Here is a 16,137-nt window from a genome sequence, read left to right as displayed (position 1 = left end):
GTCCCTACAAATCATACTCATCAATTTTACGATACAGCGTGCTGGTTCCGATACCCAACATTTCCGCAGCTTTTGTTTTATTCCCAGCGGCCTGTTCTAATACTCTTTTAATATGAACGCGCTCCATTTCTTTTAATGAATTTGGACTGCCTGATGACGATGTAGATTCTCCATGAAATTCACGTGGTAGCAGATCCGGGGTAATAGTATCCCCGTCGGCCAAGATAGCAGATCGCTCTATAATATTTTTGAGCTCTCGAATATTTCCCTGCCACGAATAAGACAGCAGCAGGATCATAGCCTCATCATCAATGCGTTGTACTCGTTGATTGAGGCGCTGTAGAAAGAAATTTGCCAGGAGTGGAATATCTTGCTTGCGATCCCGAAGAGGAGGAATTCGGATTTCAAAACCGGCCAGGCGATAGTAAAGATCATCCCGAAATCCTTCTTCTTCAGCCTCTTTCTTTAAATCTTTATTGGTAGCCGCAATTACCCGTATATCAACCGATCGTTCCTGAGTTTCGCCAAGCTTCGTGAATTTGTTGTTTTCAAGGAAACGCAACAGTTTGGCCTGCAGGCCGATATCCATCTCTCCAATTTCATCCAAAAAGAGGGTTCCCCCATCGGCTTCTTCAATTAATCCCTTTTTTGGTTCAGTAGCTCCTGTAAATGCTCCCTTTTTAAAACCAAACATCTCAGATTCTAACATATCCTTGGGAAAAGCGCTGCAATTCAGTGCCACGAAAGGACCACCTTTACGCGGACTAGCCTGGTGAATGGCCTGCGCAAAAAGCTCCTTGCCTGTTCCGGTCTCTCCCTGCAGCAGTACACTCATATCAGAGTCAGCTACTTTTTTTGCCATCTGTATGGCTTCCTGAATGGCTTCCGATTCGCCTACGATACTTTCAAACCCATATTTATCGTCAACGCGTTGCTCGAGATGGCGAAGTTTATGCTGCATCTGGGCCTTTTCGGCGGCACGTTCTACCATGACATGGATTTTGTCATCGTCATCTCCCTTGGTGATGTAATCAAAAGCGCCCTGCTTCATCGCATTCACGCCGTCTTGAATAGTGCCATAAGCGGTAATCACGATGACCTCAATAAGCGGATATTTCTGTTTTATCTTTTCAAGCAGGTGGAGCCCACTGCCATCCGGGAGCTTTACATCCGTCACAACAACGTGAATAAAGTTGTCTTCCAGTGCCTGCAGGCCTTTTTTGATATTTTTAGCCTGTATTACATTAAATCCTTCCAGCCCAATTATTCTGGAAAGAAGTTCTCGAAAACGGTCTTCATCATCAATAACTAATACATTTTCACTCATAAGGGATAAATTACTGAAGGGTTAAACAAAAACTATTCACCTTAATTTTTCGGAAGGGTAAAATAAAAGGTACTTCCTTTTCCCACGGTACTTTGAACATCTATTTCTCCTCCCTGCGCATTTATAAATTCTTTTGCTATTGCCAGTCCCAGACCACTTCCGCCATCCCCGTCTTTCTCAGCATGGATCTGGAAATATTTTTGAAAAATTTTGCCCAGATACTCTTCCGCTATGCCTTCTCCCGTGTCGGTCACCAGGAATTTTATTGAACTGGGTTTTTCCTCGGCCTTTAATTCTATGAGCCCATTTTTGGGCGTATATCGTATAGCATTAGAGATTAAATTGACCAACACCCACACGGTTTTCTGTACATCCGTTTTTACCGGCGGCAGATTTTGATCGCAGTGAATTTCGAGTTCAATATCCTTCTGATTGGCCTGCATCATCATGGTTTCATACGCATATTCAATGAGATCCAACGGTTGGGCCGGTTGCGTGTTCAACTGAATATTGCCAGCTTCAATTTTTGAAAGATCCAGAAGTTCCGTTGTCGTTCTTTTCATGCGCCGGGTATCATCCCGGATACTTTGTATCAGGTTACTTTGCTCCTCGTTGAGCGTGCCTACACGTTCGTCTTCTAAAAGTCTCAGACTCATATTAATGGAGGCGATGGGTGTTTTTAACTCATGAGATACCACCGCCACAAAATTTGATTTGGCTTCGTCCATCTCCTGAAAGTGCGTTACGTTTTTCAGGGTTATTATCGTCCCGATCTGTTTCTCTTCTTCTGCTGCAGCATTACCGGTAATTACGGGGATGATTTCTTTTGAATAATACACTTGTCGCTCACCGTTCTTTATCTTGATCAAATCAGGCTCGTCGCTCTCAACTTCTTTCCTGCTGTTCGCTTCCATGAGATCCTGGATAAGTTTGCGAACCAGGTCATTCGTTGAAGCGATATCCGGGGCATACCGGCCAACCAGCGAACTTCGTTCACTGCCAATCAACTCTTCAGCCTTGGCATTGACAAACAGCACATTCTTTTCTCGGTCCAGGCCAATAATGGCTTCGTGCATATGATTGATAATCGCTTCGATACGCTGCTTCTCATTCATCAGTTTGGCCATCGTGCTGGAATCGTACTCCTGCAGACGATTCGCCATCCTGTTAAAAGCCTGGGCCAATTCTTCGTATTCGTCGCCGGTCGTAAATTCAAGCCGCTGATCATAGTTTTGATCAGCTATTTGTTTGATACGGTCGATCAGCTCACGGATCGGTTTTACGATATAATTGGGATATTTAATCAGGAGACCGAAAGCCAGCAGCGCGCTAACGCCCCCGATAATAGTCATGTAGAAAATGACATTCGATGCTGTTCTCTGCGCCGCGTCATTTTTACGCTCAATGGCCTCGATATTCAAATTTGTAATCTCAGCCAGCATACCCTGTATCTGCCCGTATTGTCTGGCCATTTCTTGATAGGAGCTCAGATTAAGAGCGTTTGCGGAATTTAGCTGTTTATATCGGTCAAGATATCTCTTAATTGCTCCCTGCAACTGATTGCTCAGGTCCGCCTCTCCCGTTTCCGTGATATTCTGCTGTTGAGCCGATAAGCTATTGGCCAACTGCTTTTTAAGAGAATCAACGGCAACTGCTGAGGATTGGGTTATGTTTCTGCTCGAATCAAGTTGGGAAGCCTGCTTCAGGTGCAGCTCTTTTAGCGTCTGCTCCATATTCTCCATATAGGTCAACGTCCGAATGTTGTTCCGGATAATAGCACTCGAATTATCCGCCAGGGTGTTGATAAATATCAGCCCACTGCCACCCAGGATTATGATTAAAAAAGCCAGTATTCCAAGCCCGGCATAGAGCTTGGTTTTGATATTCATATTCATTGTCCAAACAACTGTTTGCTTATATTTCTTTTGGCTTCCATGGAGTCGGATGTCTGAAGGAAGTCAGCATCCTTTTAATGCAAATGCAGATTTCATGCCAAAGGATCTGAGCTAGTCTTATGTCAACCATAAACCTTCGGGTTTGTTAGAACGCAGATGACGCTGATGCTACGGATCACCGCAGAATAATTGTTCAAATAGTACCTGTCAATAATATATCCGTTTAGATCGGCCTAATCCGTGTTCTATCAGGGAAAGACTGAAAATCAGGACTTGACATAGCACTAGTTATAACCGCTTCTGAGTACCCAAAATTTATCCTCTGCAAGGATTAAATATAGAATGAAATATATTAAGTATCCCAAAATGGGACACAACGTCTTGATTTAAAAGAGACGAAACAACGTGTTGATTATGCTTTGAGTTGCTCTGAAGCGAATCCCAACCACTGTTGTACCTGATTTGCTATGCGATCGATTCCAACAGGTTCTATCCGAGCAATTTTCAAAATATAAACAGGCAGGTTTAAGTCTTTGGCCACTTCAGCGAGCCAACTGTCGGTTCTGGATCTTTTTCCTGAAGGATAGGAAACCAACACACCGGTACTTCCTGTCACTTTATGGTATATATCTTTTAAATACTCTCTTGCAGCAGATTTCTGTTCTAACTGGTGAATAATAGTCTTTCCGGCAAACCAGGGATTCTGCCGGTGAAATCCATCCACAATGGATCTTACCTTTCTTAACGTCGATTTTTCGTCATTTTCGCTGTATTCAGAGATCATGTGAATAATCCCCTCCTCGTTCCCGAATAAATAAGTGGCATGTTCCATCATAGAACTTGCAGCCTGAAGATCATCGACTTGTATGAAGACATCTTCGAAATGTGTTTCTACGAGTTCTTTAGCTACTACCAAGTTGCTGTTCACAGCATATAGCTTTTGGTAGATCTCTTTATTCCATAACAAGCCTTTATTCTTGGCCCATATTATAATCAGATCAATATCTAATGATAGGGCAAGTTGCTCAATGGCGGATGGAATCCGATGTGCAACACGTACCATGATTTCCGCGTCACATCCCGCTGTCTCTATAATTTGTCGGGCATACTGCAGTTTGAATTCTCGTTCCAGAGTAAATTGCTTCGCTTCGGAGGGAGGTAGCTGATAGGGAATTTCAATGATATTTAGCAATATAATTTTTCCATCATGCCGCTTGGCGGTTCGTATTGCAGGAGGGAGGAGTGTTTTAGTGAGGTCTAAATCCTGCAACGGGACCAAGACCGTATAACCACTCTTCCCGTTTGAGGAATGCTTTGTAGAACCGGGAAATCTAGTTTTGGGGCGTGCTTCCATGATCCAGAATTTTCGCGTGTGGAATTCATAGTTTCTATCCACTTTCAAAGGAGGAAAATTCTATGCCAGAAAGCGGACAGTTTATTTTTAAAATGACTAATTAATTGGGGCACAGATATTTATGTATATTTATTTATCGTTATTCAGCGTTTTTCGCTTTTACTCTTGGACCATTTTAGGAGGGTCAATTTTCAAAATGACAGACAGAGCCTGTACGGTATATATACTCAGTGAAATTATTTAGTAGTACTGATGGTTGTAATCTCACCTGCTAAATTTTTTGCAGCTTGCATTTGGGGATTAATGACATCGGCAACGCCGATCTTCCGAATAATACGTTCTTTTCTTTCTGAACCGACGGTTACGTAAATTTGCTTTATGTCACTGTCCTGAAGCTCCATAGCAATAAGTTCGGCAGCCTGAAAATTTTCATCGCCGCTGAAATTATTGCAACATCTACGTCAGCTACTCCAAACTTGCGTAGCAGGTCGGTTTCCGTTGCATCAAAGCTTACAGACTCTGCTACTTCATTCTTTATCTTCTCACCCTTATCCATATTTTGATCAACGGCAATCACATAGAGGCCACGCTGGGATAATAACGTCGCCAACGTGTAACCAAACTCCCCCAATCCTATTACCGCATATTTCTTTTGTGAACTAAACATATTACTGGGTTTTTAATGTTTGAATTATATCTTTTCCTATTCCCTCTTTTGATAACACCGTCACAGTATCTCCGGCCTCAAAAGTGGTATTACCCCGGGGAATAATAAGCTCGCCATGTCTGTAAATGGCTACGATAATGAGATCATCTGCTATCTTTTCGGATTCGATCGCCTCCAAAATGGTCAGCCCTATCAATGAAGATTCTTCGGCAAGCTTAATCTCAACGATTTCAGCTCCGCCATCGAGGCGCATATAATCCTTTATACCCGGTCGTTGTATGGTTTTATACAAGAATTCTCCGTTCAGTCGATGAGGGCTTTCGACAAAATCGATCTCCAGTTCGTCAAACAAGCTGATATGATCGGGTTCTCTGACCGAACTCAGCAAACGCGGAACAGCATACCGCCGTCCCAGCATCATCACCAACAGATTGGTTGAATCATCGTTGGTCGTGGTAATTAAGGCATCTGCTTTTTCTAAACCTGCCTCCTCTAAAACATCCATCTTCGAGGCGTCGTCATTTATAACGAGACAATCATAATTAGAACTGGTCTGTTCGGCCAGGTCGGTATTTTTTTCGATAACCACGACCTCGTGACCATCCCCGGTTGCCAGTTCAATGACTCTGTTTCCTATTCGGCCAGCCCCCACAATAATGAGGTACATAATACGATCTGTTGTTGTCATAATTGGTGTTCTAACACGTTTTGATTAAATCTTGGATTGGTTAAAAAATGAGCGAAGCATAATGAGTATCGGGATAAGCTCCAGACGTCCCATCAGCATCTGAATGATATACGTTACTTCTGTTACCGGATGCATTGTGGGACTCGTTAGTCCACTGGATAGCCCTACGGTACCCTGGGCTGATACCGATTCAAAGATGGCATCGATCAGCGTAAAATCCTCTCCCATGAATGTTGCACTTATAAGGATTCCACCCAGTAATACCAGCAAATACATCATGGAAAATACATAGGCCTCCATCAGATCATTGGAAATTTCCTTAAAAAAGAGTAGCGGTTGGTCCCCAGGTTCAGTGCAATAATGCTATTGGAAGGTTGAGTTACTTGTTTTAACCTCCATCCAAAACCCTTGGTCATGAAATACGCCCGAAAAATCTTTATTCTACCTACTGTAGCTCCCGTTGATCCACCAATAATCATTGGGATCATAGCCATTAATAAGGTGGCATAAACCGGCCAGGTGCTCAGATCTGCTGTTTGCCAACCGGTGGTCGTCAACGCACTGACAAACTGGAATACGCCCTCACGGAATGATTGTACAAAATCGAATATTCCCGAAAGCATCAGAACTAAAAAGGCCGACCCGATTACACTTAACAACATAAGCCAGTGGCCCTGGTAGTCCAGCCATAGTTCTGTTAAGCTGCCTTCCTCATAAATTTTATAGTAAAGCGGAATCGAAATAGCACCGAGAATCATCGGCAACAGATATATCATCTCCATGGCGTATGATCCATAGTCAGAGATGCTGTCATCGAATGTGCTGAATCCACCTGTTGATTGGCCTGTCATGGCATGGTTCACTGCTACAAACAGATTTTCCAGGATATTATAATCGGGAAATACCATCTAGGTGCTGATAAATATATATAGTGCCGACAGTGAGGTTACGGTTAGATATACCTTCCAGATAGCTTGCGTGGTTTGCCGGATATTAAGTCTGATTTTTTGACCGCTGGCTTCAATACTATAAAGGGCTGAACCGTACATTCCTCCGGATTGACGCAGAATAGCCAGTGACAAGACGATCATACCGGCCCCACCCAGCCATTGCGCAAATGAGCGGTAGAACAGCAGGCCATATCCCACGGAAGGTTCATGAACACTCATGGTCAAACCAGTGGTGGTATATGAGCTCGCACTTTCGAACAGGGCATGCAGAAAACTCTTAAAATTGTAAAGGCTTGAAGAATACGATTCACTGCCCGGTACAAACGACTGGGCAACTTCAACGGGCGTAATATGAGCCGCAATAAAAAAGGGTAAAGCCCCAAAAAGGGAAGTAACCATCCAGGCCGCTGCTGCCGTTATCATCGCCTGGCTTTGGCCGTTGCTTTCTGCTTTTTTATTCGTTTGATAGGCAATTATTCCAAACGTGGTAGTAATGGCCGAGCTGATTGCAAAAGACAAGGCAGAATAGGTTTTGCCATACAAAACGGATACTACCCCGGGTATCAGTAAAATGGGACCGATCAATAATTGAATACCACCAATATCTCTTATGATGGCTCTAAGTTGATTTTTTTAGCTATATCTGAGTAATCCAATTTTTATAAGCTCTTTTTACTTAATCCTAGTAGAAACCTATTCAACCATTGATTCAGGTTTCAGCCTTTTCAACTGATGGTTGGACAAGAACTCGTCAATATCTGATTTGATCTTTGCTAGAGCTTCGTCTTTGGTTGGGGCTTCTGCATCAAAATGGATAATCAGATTGTCAGGGTCAGGCATCCTGCCTTTGGCGAAGAGTTTTAGGTTTATTACTTCGCAAGGTGAAGGATCCAGTTCGCTATTTTGATAAATGGTAGCACCGTGATAAGTTTCTAATGATATTCATATAATACATTCCTGCTTCTAATTAAGATGTTCATTGCTGCTGCAGGAACAAGTTGAAAAATGCGTGCCAGTCCTATTCCGTAATAATACAGACAGCCTATAATTATATGTCAGACAATATGTTACGCTGTTTTCAAAGTTAGATTATCTAAAGATATTTATTCTTTGGACGCCTTATTTTAGGAGGGTAATATTCCCTGAATGGGAGATTTATCAAGAGTGGAGGGAGATGCCTGGATGGTAAAATTTTCAGGAAAATTATTTGTCGGATCCCATATTCACTGAAGCAATGCATTCATGTCAGATATGAGTCACTTCCGATTCTCCGATGATGTTTTAAAAGTTGTACTGGCTCTGCATGTGTTGCTAAAGTCTGTAGAACCAAAGGCTGAAACGGCGATAACTTCAATTAGCGGATAGTCTTTCTTTCATAGGTTAAGTACCTCTAATTACATCCGTCAGGGCAACGTGAATAAAGTTGTTTTCCAGTGGGCTTGCAGCATTCTCAAGCTGTCTAAATACTTGAATCCTCTGCACAATTATTAGGCAGGAGTACACGGAAACGCTGCACTTCATCTGCTATAAGACCATGATTACCCATAACACTAAAAAATATCCAACGTGAATTTTTGATTGCTGTATTCACTTGTGTAATGTAGGGACTCCTATTGTATTGAGTTTGGAAAGTTTTCCAAATAGTTAAATCAACATTTCAAAAAAATATAAATGCAATGGAATTTGATCTTACAGGCCGACATATCGTTATAACCGGGGGCGCCGGGGCATTGGGATCTGCCGTGGTGAAGCTGCTGCTGAAGGCGGGTGCCAGGTGCAGCGTGCCCTGTTTTAATGAAAAAGAGCTGGAATCTTTTCTGCAGAAAGATGAGCAGGATGTCTACACGAAAACGCCGGTCAACCTGGCAGATGAACAGCAGTGCCGGTCTTTTTATGAACTGGCGGTCTCTGCCCAGGGCGGGCTCTGGGGCTCTGTCCATATCGCCGGCGGTTTTGGGATGGGAGCAATTGAAGATACGCCGTTGGCCGATTTTAACAAGCAGATCCAGATGAATACGATAACCTGTTATAATTCGTGTCGCGCTGCGGTGCACTGGATGAGAAAGTCGACCCACGGCGGGGGACGCATCGTGAATATCGCTTCGCGACCGGGCGTTGAGCCTCGTCAGGGCAAACAGATGACCGCCTATACGGTGGCCAAGGCCGGGGTCGCCGCGTTGACTGAGTCGCTGGCGGCGGAGGTGGTCGGGGACGATATCCTGGTCAATGCCATCGCCCCCTCAACTATCGATACGGAAGCCAACCGGAGCGCGATGCCGGATGCAAACTATGACGACTGGCCGAAGCCGGAACAGCTGGCTCAGCAGATCGGGTACCTGGTATCGCCCCGGAACGAGGTGACGCGCGGGGCTGTCGTGCCGGTGTATGGCAAATCCTGATTCCCCGCTGTTGGAGGATGCAAATACTGCACAGAAATAATTTTTTATTTCTCCCGGCCTGTGGATTTGTGAATCGCCCGACAAACGTAGCGGATAATCATTAGTTGGCAGGTTTTTGGCGATAGCAAACAGTTATGGTGTTGAATTAGTCTTAATGTAAACAGGAGACTATTGCCCGCGACGGAGTTGTCCCTTTTGTCTTGATCCCAAAGGAATCAAAAGATCTAGGCAGAGAATGGGGCAAACGCTGCGGCCGGTGCACCCCATTCAAGGCCGGGAAAGCAGTACTGCGTTTTTTTTTGCCTCCGACTTCATCATTTATAAGTGGAGTTTTTCCTTTTTTTTCACAAGGAAGACCTCTGCAGTGGGAGATGGCTGTCACGCCTTTTGAGGATCCTCTAAACAGATCCGTTATCATTTTTCAACTGATTTAAGTAATATGTACTGGAGTTGCAGCAGGCAAAGATTCAGCGGTTTTGCCTGGCAGAGAGTGTGCCGGTAATTGGGGATGGATAGGGGTTTTAACAGCCTATAAAAGTATTAATATAAAAGTCGGGATACAGGACGATGAAAAAAAGAACATTTCTCAAAATTTCATCTCTTATAGTGACAGGCAGCTTTTTTACACCGCCGTTTTTGTATCGGCCGGACCGCGAGATCGGCAGCAACTGGGCGGGCAACTACCACTATAAAGCGAAAGAGCTTCACGAGCCGAAAGGCATTGATCAGGTACAAGTTCTGGTGGAAGAGAGTGAAAAGGTGCGGGTGCTCGGTTCCCGCCACTCGTTTAACAGCATCGCCGACAGCCCCGAGGATCTCATTTCCCTGAAGAACCTAAGACCGGAGATCTCCATTGATCGCGAAATCCAAACCGTTACTGTCACAGCCGGGGTACGGTACGGTGAACTGGCGCGGCACCTGCAAAAGCATGGATTTGCCCTGCATAACCTGGCTTCTCTTCCCCATATTTCGGTGGCCGGGGCGTGCGCTACGGCCACTCACGGATCGGGCGTTCGTAACGGGAACTTGGCCACAGCGGTATCCGGGATGGAGCTTATTACTGCCGATGGCGAGCTGCAGGCGATTAGTCGCGAAAGGGACGAGGAACAGCTTGCAGGGAGTGTCGTCGGTTTGGGAGGCGTCGGGGTGGTGACAAGTGTGACCCTGGATATTGAACCGACGTACGAGGTCGGGCAGTACGTGTACCGGGATCTTTCGGCGAAGCATCTTGAAACCCATTTTGATGATATCATGTCGGGTGCCTACAGCGTGAGCCTGTTTACCGATTTTAGGAATAACACCATCAACCAGGTGTGGATGAAAAATCGCCTGGACGATGATATTGAATTCAGGGCCGAAGATACGCTGTTTGATGCCCGGCTGGCCGATCGCCACATGCACCCGATCGCCGAAATATCTGCCGAAAATTGTACGCGACAAATGGGAATTCCCGGTCCCTGGCACCAGCGGCTGCCGCACTTCCGGATGGACTTTACACCCAGCAGCGGGGATGAGCTGCAATCGGAGTTTTTTGTGCCCCGGGAGCATGCCTGGGATGCCGTTGCCGAGCTCTTCAAGCTAAGCGACAGGATTGCTCCGCACCTGCTCATTTCTGAAATCAGGACGATCGATGCAGATAACTTGTGGATGAGTCCCTGTTACCGGCAGCCCTCGGTAGCTCTCCACTTTACATGGAAGCCGGACTGGCCCTCGGTCAAAAAGGTATTGCCGCTTATTGAAGAGCGGCTGGCACCGTATGATGTACGTCCGCACTGGGGTAAACTGTTTACGCTGTCGCCCCGCGTTCTCCAGTCACGCTACGAAAAGCTGGATGATTTTAAAAAGCTGCTTGCGGGGTACGATCCGAAGGGGAAGTTCCGGAACCGGTTCCTGGAAGAGTACCTGTATACGTAATTCGTTACTGGTTAATGGGTCTCATGCTATAAGAGGGTTTTGCAAAACTCTCAATTCCTCATTCTGAGGGAGTATAACTCCCTCAGAACCATGATCGGTGGATTTTGCAAAGCCCTCTATAGATGAAAATGTAAATTAAGTAAAAAACTGAGCTATGATGAACAAATGGGCCATTATCAACTTAATGATATCCCTAATGCTGCTATATAATTGTCAGGGAGATGGAACAGAAGAAGCAGCATCTCAGGAGATAGAGCAACCCAATATCATTTTCATTTATGCGGATGATTGGGGGTATGGTGATTTGGGAATCCATGGTTGTTCCTACTGTGAGACCCCAAATTTGGATAAGATGGCTTCGGAAGGTATCGATTTCCAAAATTTTTCGGTGGTCAATCCCGTATGTTCTCCCAGCAGGGTAGCGCTGATGACCGGGCAGTTCCCCGCTCGTCACAGCGTGCATGGCCATTTTGCTTCTGTAGAATCCCATATGAACCGGGATATGCCGGACTGGTTGGATCCCAACGCCCCGATGTTGCCTCGCATGTTAAAAGAGGCGGGCTATGCCACGGCTCACTTTGGCAAGTGGCATCTTTCCAATACTCATGTGCAAGATGCTCCATCCCCGCTGGAATATGGGTATGACGAATATGGTGCGTTTAATCTGCCCGGACGATTGCACCAGATGCAGGCAGACTCTACCATCTATAAAACCATTGACTTTGTAAGGCGCCATAAAGATCAGCCCTTCTTTGTCAATGCCTGGATTCATGCGACACACACCCCGCATTATCCCAGGCTTAAATATTTGAACCAGTTTGACAATTTGGATGAGCAGCAACAGGTCTATGCCGCTGTAGTGGCGGAATATGATGCCCGCATAGGAGAACTATTTGCGGCACTGAAGGAATTGGGGCTGGATGAAAATACGCTGGTGATATTTTCATCGGACAATGGTCCTGAAATAACTGGTAATAGAAAGAGTATTGACGATAACTCGACCGGGCCCGGTTTGGGGAGCTATTACTCGGTAGGTGAAACAGGTGGGCTTAAGGGGCGCAAGCGCTCCTTATTTGCCGGTGGTGTTCGGGTTCCGTTTATCGTGCGGTGGCCGGGACAAGCACCGGCCGGAACGGTGGACAAGACTACAGAAATGGCGGCTGTAGATCTGCTGCCCACATTTGTGGAACTGGCGGGGGCATCCTATCCTGAAAATTATCAACCTGATGGGGAGAGTCTTGTGCCAGCCATCATGGGCAAATCATACGACCGGCAGAAGCCTATCTACTGGGACTGGCGTTATGCCCGCGAGCGACCCGGTTTTTGGCCAAGTGCAGGCATACAGGATGAGAACTGGAAGCTTCTGGTAAATGAGGAAATGGACCGCACGGAATTGTACAATATCGATACTGATTGGGCAGAACAGGAAGACCGGTCGGCCCAAAGACCGGAAAGGGTTAAGGAGCTATGGGAGCAAATGAAAACGATTGAAGAATCTTTACCCGAACAACCATCGGCTTGTTGCTTTTCAAAGGAAAGGGAAAAATTAAAGGCGGAATATCAAGAGTAAAGGAATGCATGTTGAATCATATATTTTGCTAGCTTTTCATAACTGCCACATGGGCGAGAGACCTGTGTTCTTCATCCCGGCATTCCTTCGAAATTCGTTATTTCTTATTCTACATTCCTATTTACCCATCCCCTTCCGGCCTAGGATTTATGAGCCGCCCGGGACAAGCGCAGCACAGGCGAAGTTTAGTTATTTGTTATCGGTTATTTGTATTGGGTTGTGGTTAATACACTGGTTTTTACTTGTAGCTATTCAGCTTCTTATTGGCTGCGTGGTACCCCTTGTCAATCAATTCCCTGAGTTTTTCGGGGTCATCGACCGTGCGGCTGTAGGATGCGAGTTTCGGACGTATCAACAGGTCTACCTCGTCCGCTTTGGCCCTGGAGAGGTTTTCGATTGCAATGTCCAGCGCATTGGTGATCACCTCGATGATATCATCCGGCTTTTTGTACAGTCGCATGGCGTTGATATCAACGGCGATAATTTTTTTAGCCCCGATCGTTTTAAGGCTTTGAATGGGCACATTTTCGACAAGGCCGCCATCCACCAGTAGCTTGCCGTCGGTTTCAACCGGTATGAAGATGCCGGGGATGCAGGTGCTGGCCATCACCGCGGTAGCGAGATCGCCCTCGCGAAATACCACTTTCCGTCCGCTGGCCAGGTCGGTGGCAACAATCGCCAGCGGTTTGGGAGCCTCCTCGATCATTACATCTCCAAGCTCTTCTCTTACCAAATTGCCCAGCTTTTGATTGGAGAGCAGCCCCATCCTGGAAACAGACAGGCTTGAAACATCCAGCCATCTCAGGTTAACAGCAATTTTTTCGATCTCTTCCACGCTCATGCCAAAGGCATAGAAGGCGCCAATCATTGCGCCGATGCTGGTACCGCTGACATAGTCGATCTGCTGGCCATGCTCCTCCAGTGCTTTCAAAACCCCGATATGGGCTGCTCCCAGAGCAGCGCCGCCGCCCAGGGCCAATCCTGTTTTCGAATTATTCGTAAAATTTATCATATACTGTAACGCAATAAGGTTGGATGGAAAACGGTGATATTGACCCTGGTTGAAATAGTGGTTTTATAAAGTCACTACCCATTAAATTCACATAAATAATAAATAGTAGTAAAAGGAATATTATGATAAAAGTGAACAGTGGTGGCAACGATTTCTGGTGGTTGAAAGTGCCTGCCAATTTCTCCTTCTGCTTTTATGCAAGCTGCTGCAAAACGACAGCTTTTAACCTTGTAGAATGTGAACGAATTAAAGGGAGTTAATGTGGATTTGGTAGCGCTGATGAACCCAATAGAATATATTGATTGCAATTTATTTAGTTTAATGTTAAACTATTTTCGAATTAAATACAGGAACTCATGGAACACAGCAAAGGAATTCATCACATAACCGCCATTGCCGGAAACCCGCAGAAAAATCTGGATTTTTATACCCGGGTAATGGGAATGCGGCTGGTGAAAAAGACTGTCAATTTTGATGATCCCTCGGTCTACCACCTGTATTACGGCGATGAGTTCGGCCGGCCGGGTTCGGTGCTGACTTTTTTCCCGTGGTCTCACCTGCAGCAGGGGAAGCCGGGCCGGGGACAAGTGGTGGCGGTAAGCTTTGCAGTGCCGGAAGGGGCGATTGAGGTGTGGGGTAACCACCTGGATCAGCAGGATATCGATGTTATTGAACCCTTTACCCGTTTTGGCAAAAAAGTGCTCGGACTGCAAGATCCCAACGGGCTACACCTCGAGCTGGTAGAGACGGCCGGTGTGAATGACATCGAGGGCTGGTCGGGGGGAGCGCTTCCTTCTGAGCATGCCATTCGCGGGTTTCACGGGGCTACGCTGGCAGAAGATGATTACCGCCCGACGGGACAACTGCTTGAGGAACACCTCGGGTATAGAAAAACAGATGAATTTGACGATCGTCACCTGTTTGAGTCTGGCACCCGGCTGGGTTCCGCGATTGAGATTATCGACCAGTCGGAGCTGGACGGCAAGCCGGGCAAGGGCACGGTGCACCATATCGCTTTCAGGGCCAAGGATGAAGCTGAGCAGCAAGCTATCCGCAGGCGCCTGGTGGAGGAGGGCTACCACGTGACCGAACAAAAGGATCGCCGGTATTTTAAATCGGTTTATTTTTATGAATCGGGGGGAGTACTTTTTGAAGTTGCCACAGAGGGACCGGGCTTTGATCGCGATGAGCCGGTTGAACAGCTGGGAGAGACCCTGAAGCTTCCCGGGTGGCTTGAGAATCGCCGTGCGCTTATTGAAGCCGATCTGCCGGAGTTGAAAGTTTAGGGATTGAATGGTCTTGAGTCTTGGGTCTTGGGTCATGGGGCATTAGATGTGGGGGTTTGCGAAATAATCATTACTTAATTCACAAAATTATGGAAACACATTATAAAGGAATTCACCATATAACAGCACTGGCCGGGGATCCGGGCCGAAACGCTGAGTTCTATGTCAAAAAGCTGGGAATGCGATTGGTAAAAAAATCGGTCAATCAGGATGATCCGGGGACTTATCACCTTTTCTATGGTAATGCAACAGGTTCTCCGGGATCGGGACTCACCTTCTTTCCGTGGCCGATGGCAGTCCAGGGAAAGCCCGGTCTTGGTGAGGCGGTGGCGGTTTCTCTGTCGGTGCCGGATGGGTCGCAGGAGTTCTGGGCAGAGCGGTTCGGGGAGCAGGATATCGCCTTTGACGGACCCTTTGACCGGTTTGGGCGGCCGGTGATGCGGTTCAGGGACCCCGACAACATGCAGCTTGAACTTGTATTTGATGATCAGGTGGCCGATCTCCCGGGCTGGTCGGAAGGCACCGTGCACGAAAAGTACGCCATCCGGGGGTTTTGGGGAACCACACTCCGGTTGAAACAGCAGGAACCTACGGCCCGTATCCTCAATGAACTTTTTGGATTCCGGGAAACGTCCCGCAGCGAAAAGCATACTCTCTACACCACGGATGCCCCGATCGGGCGTGCCGTAATTATTGAGGAGGGGGAGTCGAAACCGTCGGCCAACGGGCGGGGCATTATTCATCACGTGGCATTTCGGGCCCGCGATGACGAAGAGCTGGAATCACTTCGCCAGGAGGTCATTGACATGGGTTTGCAGCCTTCGCAGATTATCGACCGCCACTGGTTTCACTCGGTCTATTTTCGGGAGCCGGGCGGGGTGCTGTTCGAAATGGCTACAGAAGGACCCGGTTATGATGTGGATGAAGATCCCGACAAGCTGGGAGAAAAATTGATATTGCCTCCCTGGCTCGAGGGCAAACGGGAGATGATTGAAAAACGGCTGCCGGAGATCAACATCTGAGGAGCAGCCGCTGTAACCATATCCAGCGAGAGCTGGTACAAGCCTTTTTTCCA

Annotated in this window: 12 protein-coding genes and 1 pseudogene; 5 read left to right on the top strand and 8 right to left on the bottom strand. The window is 46.5% G+C overall.

The window, feature by feature from the left end; all coding sequences use genetic code 11:
- Positions 1-4: 4 nt before the first annotated feature.
- From ACG2F4_RS07565 to ACG2F4_RS07535, 7 genes and pseudogenes are all read right to left on the bottom strand, one after another.
- Positions 5-1,327, bottom strand: coding sequence for a sigma-54-dependent transcriptional regulator (locus ACG2F4_RS07565; RefSeq protein WP_395259614.1), 1,323 nt, complete (start codon positions 1,325-1,327; stop codon positions 5-7).
- A 41-nt stretch (positions 1,328-1,368) separates the two neighbouring features.
- A complete protein-coding gene (locus tag ACG2F4_RS07560; RefSeq protein WP_395259613.1) occupies positions 1,369-3,222 on the bottom strand; it encodes an ATP-binding protein in 1,854 nt (617 codons plus the stop codon).
- Between the two features lie 412 nt (positions 3,223-3,634).
- Positions 3,635-4,576: a universal stress protein gene (locus tag ACG2F4_RS07555; protein WP_395259612.1), complete on the bottom strand. Its 942-nt coding sequence runs from the start codon at positions 4,574-4,576 to the stop codon at positions 3,635-3,637.
- A 376-nt stretch (positions 4,577-4,952) separates the two neighbouring features.
- On the bottom strand, positions 4,953-5,243 hold the full coding sequence (locus tag ACG2F4_RS07550; RefSeq protein ID WP_395259611.1) for an NAD-binding protein: 291 nt from the start codon (positions 5,241-5,243) through the stop codon (positions 4,953-4,955).
- 1 nt (position 5,244) lies between these two features.
- Positions 5,245-5,931 (bottom strand): potassium channel family protein, encoded by a 687-nt coding sequence (locus ACG2F4_RS07545; protein WP_395259610.1) that lies wholly within the window; start codon positions 5,929-5,931, stop codon positions 5,245-5,247.
- Positions 5,932-5,955: 24 nt separating this feature from the next.
- The gene (locus ACG2F4_RS07540) at positions 5,956-6,207 is read right to left on the bottom strand and encodes a potassium transporter TrkG (RefSeq protein WP_395259696.1); all 252 of its coding nucleotides are present in this window, start codon (positions 6,205-6,207) and stop codon (positions 5,956-5,958) included.
- A gap of 23 nt (positions 6,208-6,230) precedes the next feature.
- Positions 6,231-7,280: pseudogene (locus tag ACG2F4_RS07535) on the bottom strand (TrkH family potassium uptake protein).
- Positions 7,281-8,557: 1,277 nt separating this feature from the next.
- On the opposite strand from ACG2F4_RS07535, the gene ACG2F4_RS07530 reads away from it, so the two are divergent.
- The 3 genes from ACG2F4_RS07530 (at position 8,558) to ACG2F4_RS07520 (ending at position 12,764) form a co-directional block, all read left to right on the top strand.
- On the top strand, positions 8,558-9,280 hold the full coding sequence (locus ACG2F4_RS07530; RefSeq protein ID WP_395259609.1) for an SDR family NAD(P)-dependent oxidoreductase: 723 nt from the start codon (positions 8,558-8,560) through the stop codon (positions 9,278-9,280).
- 567 nt (positions 9,281-9,847) lie between these two features.
- Positions 9,848-11,194 carry an FAD-binding protein gene (locus ACG2F4_RS07525; protein ID WP_395259608.1) on the top strand — a complete coding sequence of 449 codons (1,347 nt, stop codon included), beginning with the start codon at positions 9,848-9,850 and terminating at the stop codon, positions 11,192-11,194.
- Positions 11,195-11,348: 154 nt separating this feature from the next.
- A complete protein-coding gene (locus ACG2F4_RS07520) occupies positions 11,349-12,764 on the top strand; it encodes a sulfatase-like hydrolase/transferase (protein WP_395259607.1) in 1,416 nt (471 codons plus the stop codon).
- A gap of 238 nt (positions 12,765-13,002) precedes the next feature.
- Here the strand turns inward: ACG2F4_RS07520 and ACG2F4_RS07515 are convergent, their stop codons facing one another.
- Positions 13,003-13,776 carry a patatin-like phospholipase family protein gene (locus ACG2F4_RS07515; protein WP_395259606.1) on the bottom strand — a complete coding sequence of 258 codons (774 nt, stop codon included), beginning with the start codon at positions 13,774-13,776 and terminating at the stop codon, positions 13,003-13,005.
- Between the two features lie 356 nt (positions 13,777-14,132).
- On the opposite strand from ACG2F4_RS07515, the gene ACG2F4_RS07510 reads away from it, so the two are divergent.
- Both ACG2F4_RS07510 and ACG2F4_RS07505 read left to right on the top strand, forming a co-directional pair.
- On the top strand, positions 14,133-15,062 hold the full coding sequence (locus ACG2F4_RS07510; RefSeq protein ID WP_395259605.1) for a ring-cleaving dioxygenase: 930 nt from the start codon (positions 14,133-14,135) through the stop codon (positions 15,060-15,062).
- 89 nt (positions 15,063-15,151) lie between these two features.
- Positions 15,152-16,084, top strand: coding sequence for a ring-cleaving dioxygenase (locus tag ACG2F4_RS07505; RefSeq protein ID WP_395259604.1), 933 nt, complete (start codon positions 15,152-15,154; stop codon positions 16,082-16,084).
- Positions 16,085-16,137: the final 53 nt, after the last annotated feature.

Source organism: Halalkalibaculum sp. DA3122, assembly GCF_043951865.1.
Classification (GTDB): Bacteria; Bacteroidota; Rhodothermia; order Balneolales; family Balneolaceae; genus JAMQKA01.
Note: the sequence above shows the minus strand (reverse complement) of the source record. Positions and strands in the feature narration are given on the sequence as shown.

Bases quoted from the DNA above. Each gene is read 5' to 3' on its own strand.
- ACG2F4_RS07520 (WP_395259607.1), top strand. From the start codon at position 11,349: ATGATGAACAAATGGGCCATTATCAACTTAATGATATCCCTAATGCTG.
- ACG2F4_RS07530 (WP_395259609.1), top strand. From the start codon at position 8,558: ATGGAATTTGATCTTACAGGCCGACATATCGTTATAACCGGGGGCGCC.
- ACG2F4_RS07515 (WP_395259606.1), bottom strand. From the start codon at position 13,776: ATGATAAATTTTACGAATAATTCGAAAACAGGATTGGCCCTGGGCGGC.
- ACG2F4_RS07565 (WP_395259614.1), bottom strand. From the start codon at position 1,327: ATGAGTGAAAATGTATTAGTTATTGATGATGAAGACCGTTTTCGAGAA.
- ACG2F4_RS07545 (WP_395259610.1), bottom strand. From the start codon at position 5,931: ATGACAACAACAGATCGTATTATGTACCTCATTATTGTGGGGGCTGGC.
- ACG2F4_RS07555 (WP_395259612.1), bottom strand. From the start codon at position 4,576: ATGGAAGCACGCCCCAAAACTAGATTTCCCGGTTCTACAAAGCATTCC.
- ACG2F4_RS07525 (WP_395259608.1), top strand. From the start codon at position 9,848: ATGAAAAAAAGAACATTTCTCAAAATTTCATCTCTTATAGTGACAGGC.
- ACG2F4_RS07540 (WP_395259696.1), bottom strand. From the start codon at position 6,207: ATGTATTTGCTGGTATTACTGGGTGGAATCCTTATAAGTGCAACATTC.
- ACG2F4_RS07560 (WP_395259613.1), bottom strand. From the start codon at position 3,222: ATGAATATGAATATCAAAACCAAGCTCTATGCCGGGCTTGGAATACTG.
- ACG2F4_RS07550 (WP_395259611.1), bottom strand. From the start codon at position 5,243: ATGTTTAGTTCACAAAAGAAATATGCGGTAATAGGATTGGGGGAGTTT.
- ACG2F4_RS07510 (WP_395259605.1), top strand. From the start codon at position 14,133: ATGGAACACAGCAAAGGAATTCATCACATAACCGCCATTGCCGGAAAC.
- ACG2F4_RS07505 (WP_395259604.1), top strand. From the start codon at position 15,152: ATGGAAACACATTATAAAGGAATTCACCATATAACAGCACTGGCCGGG.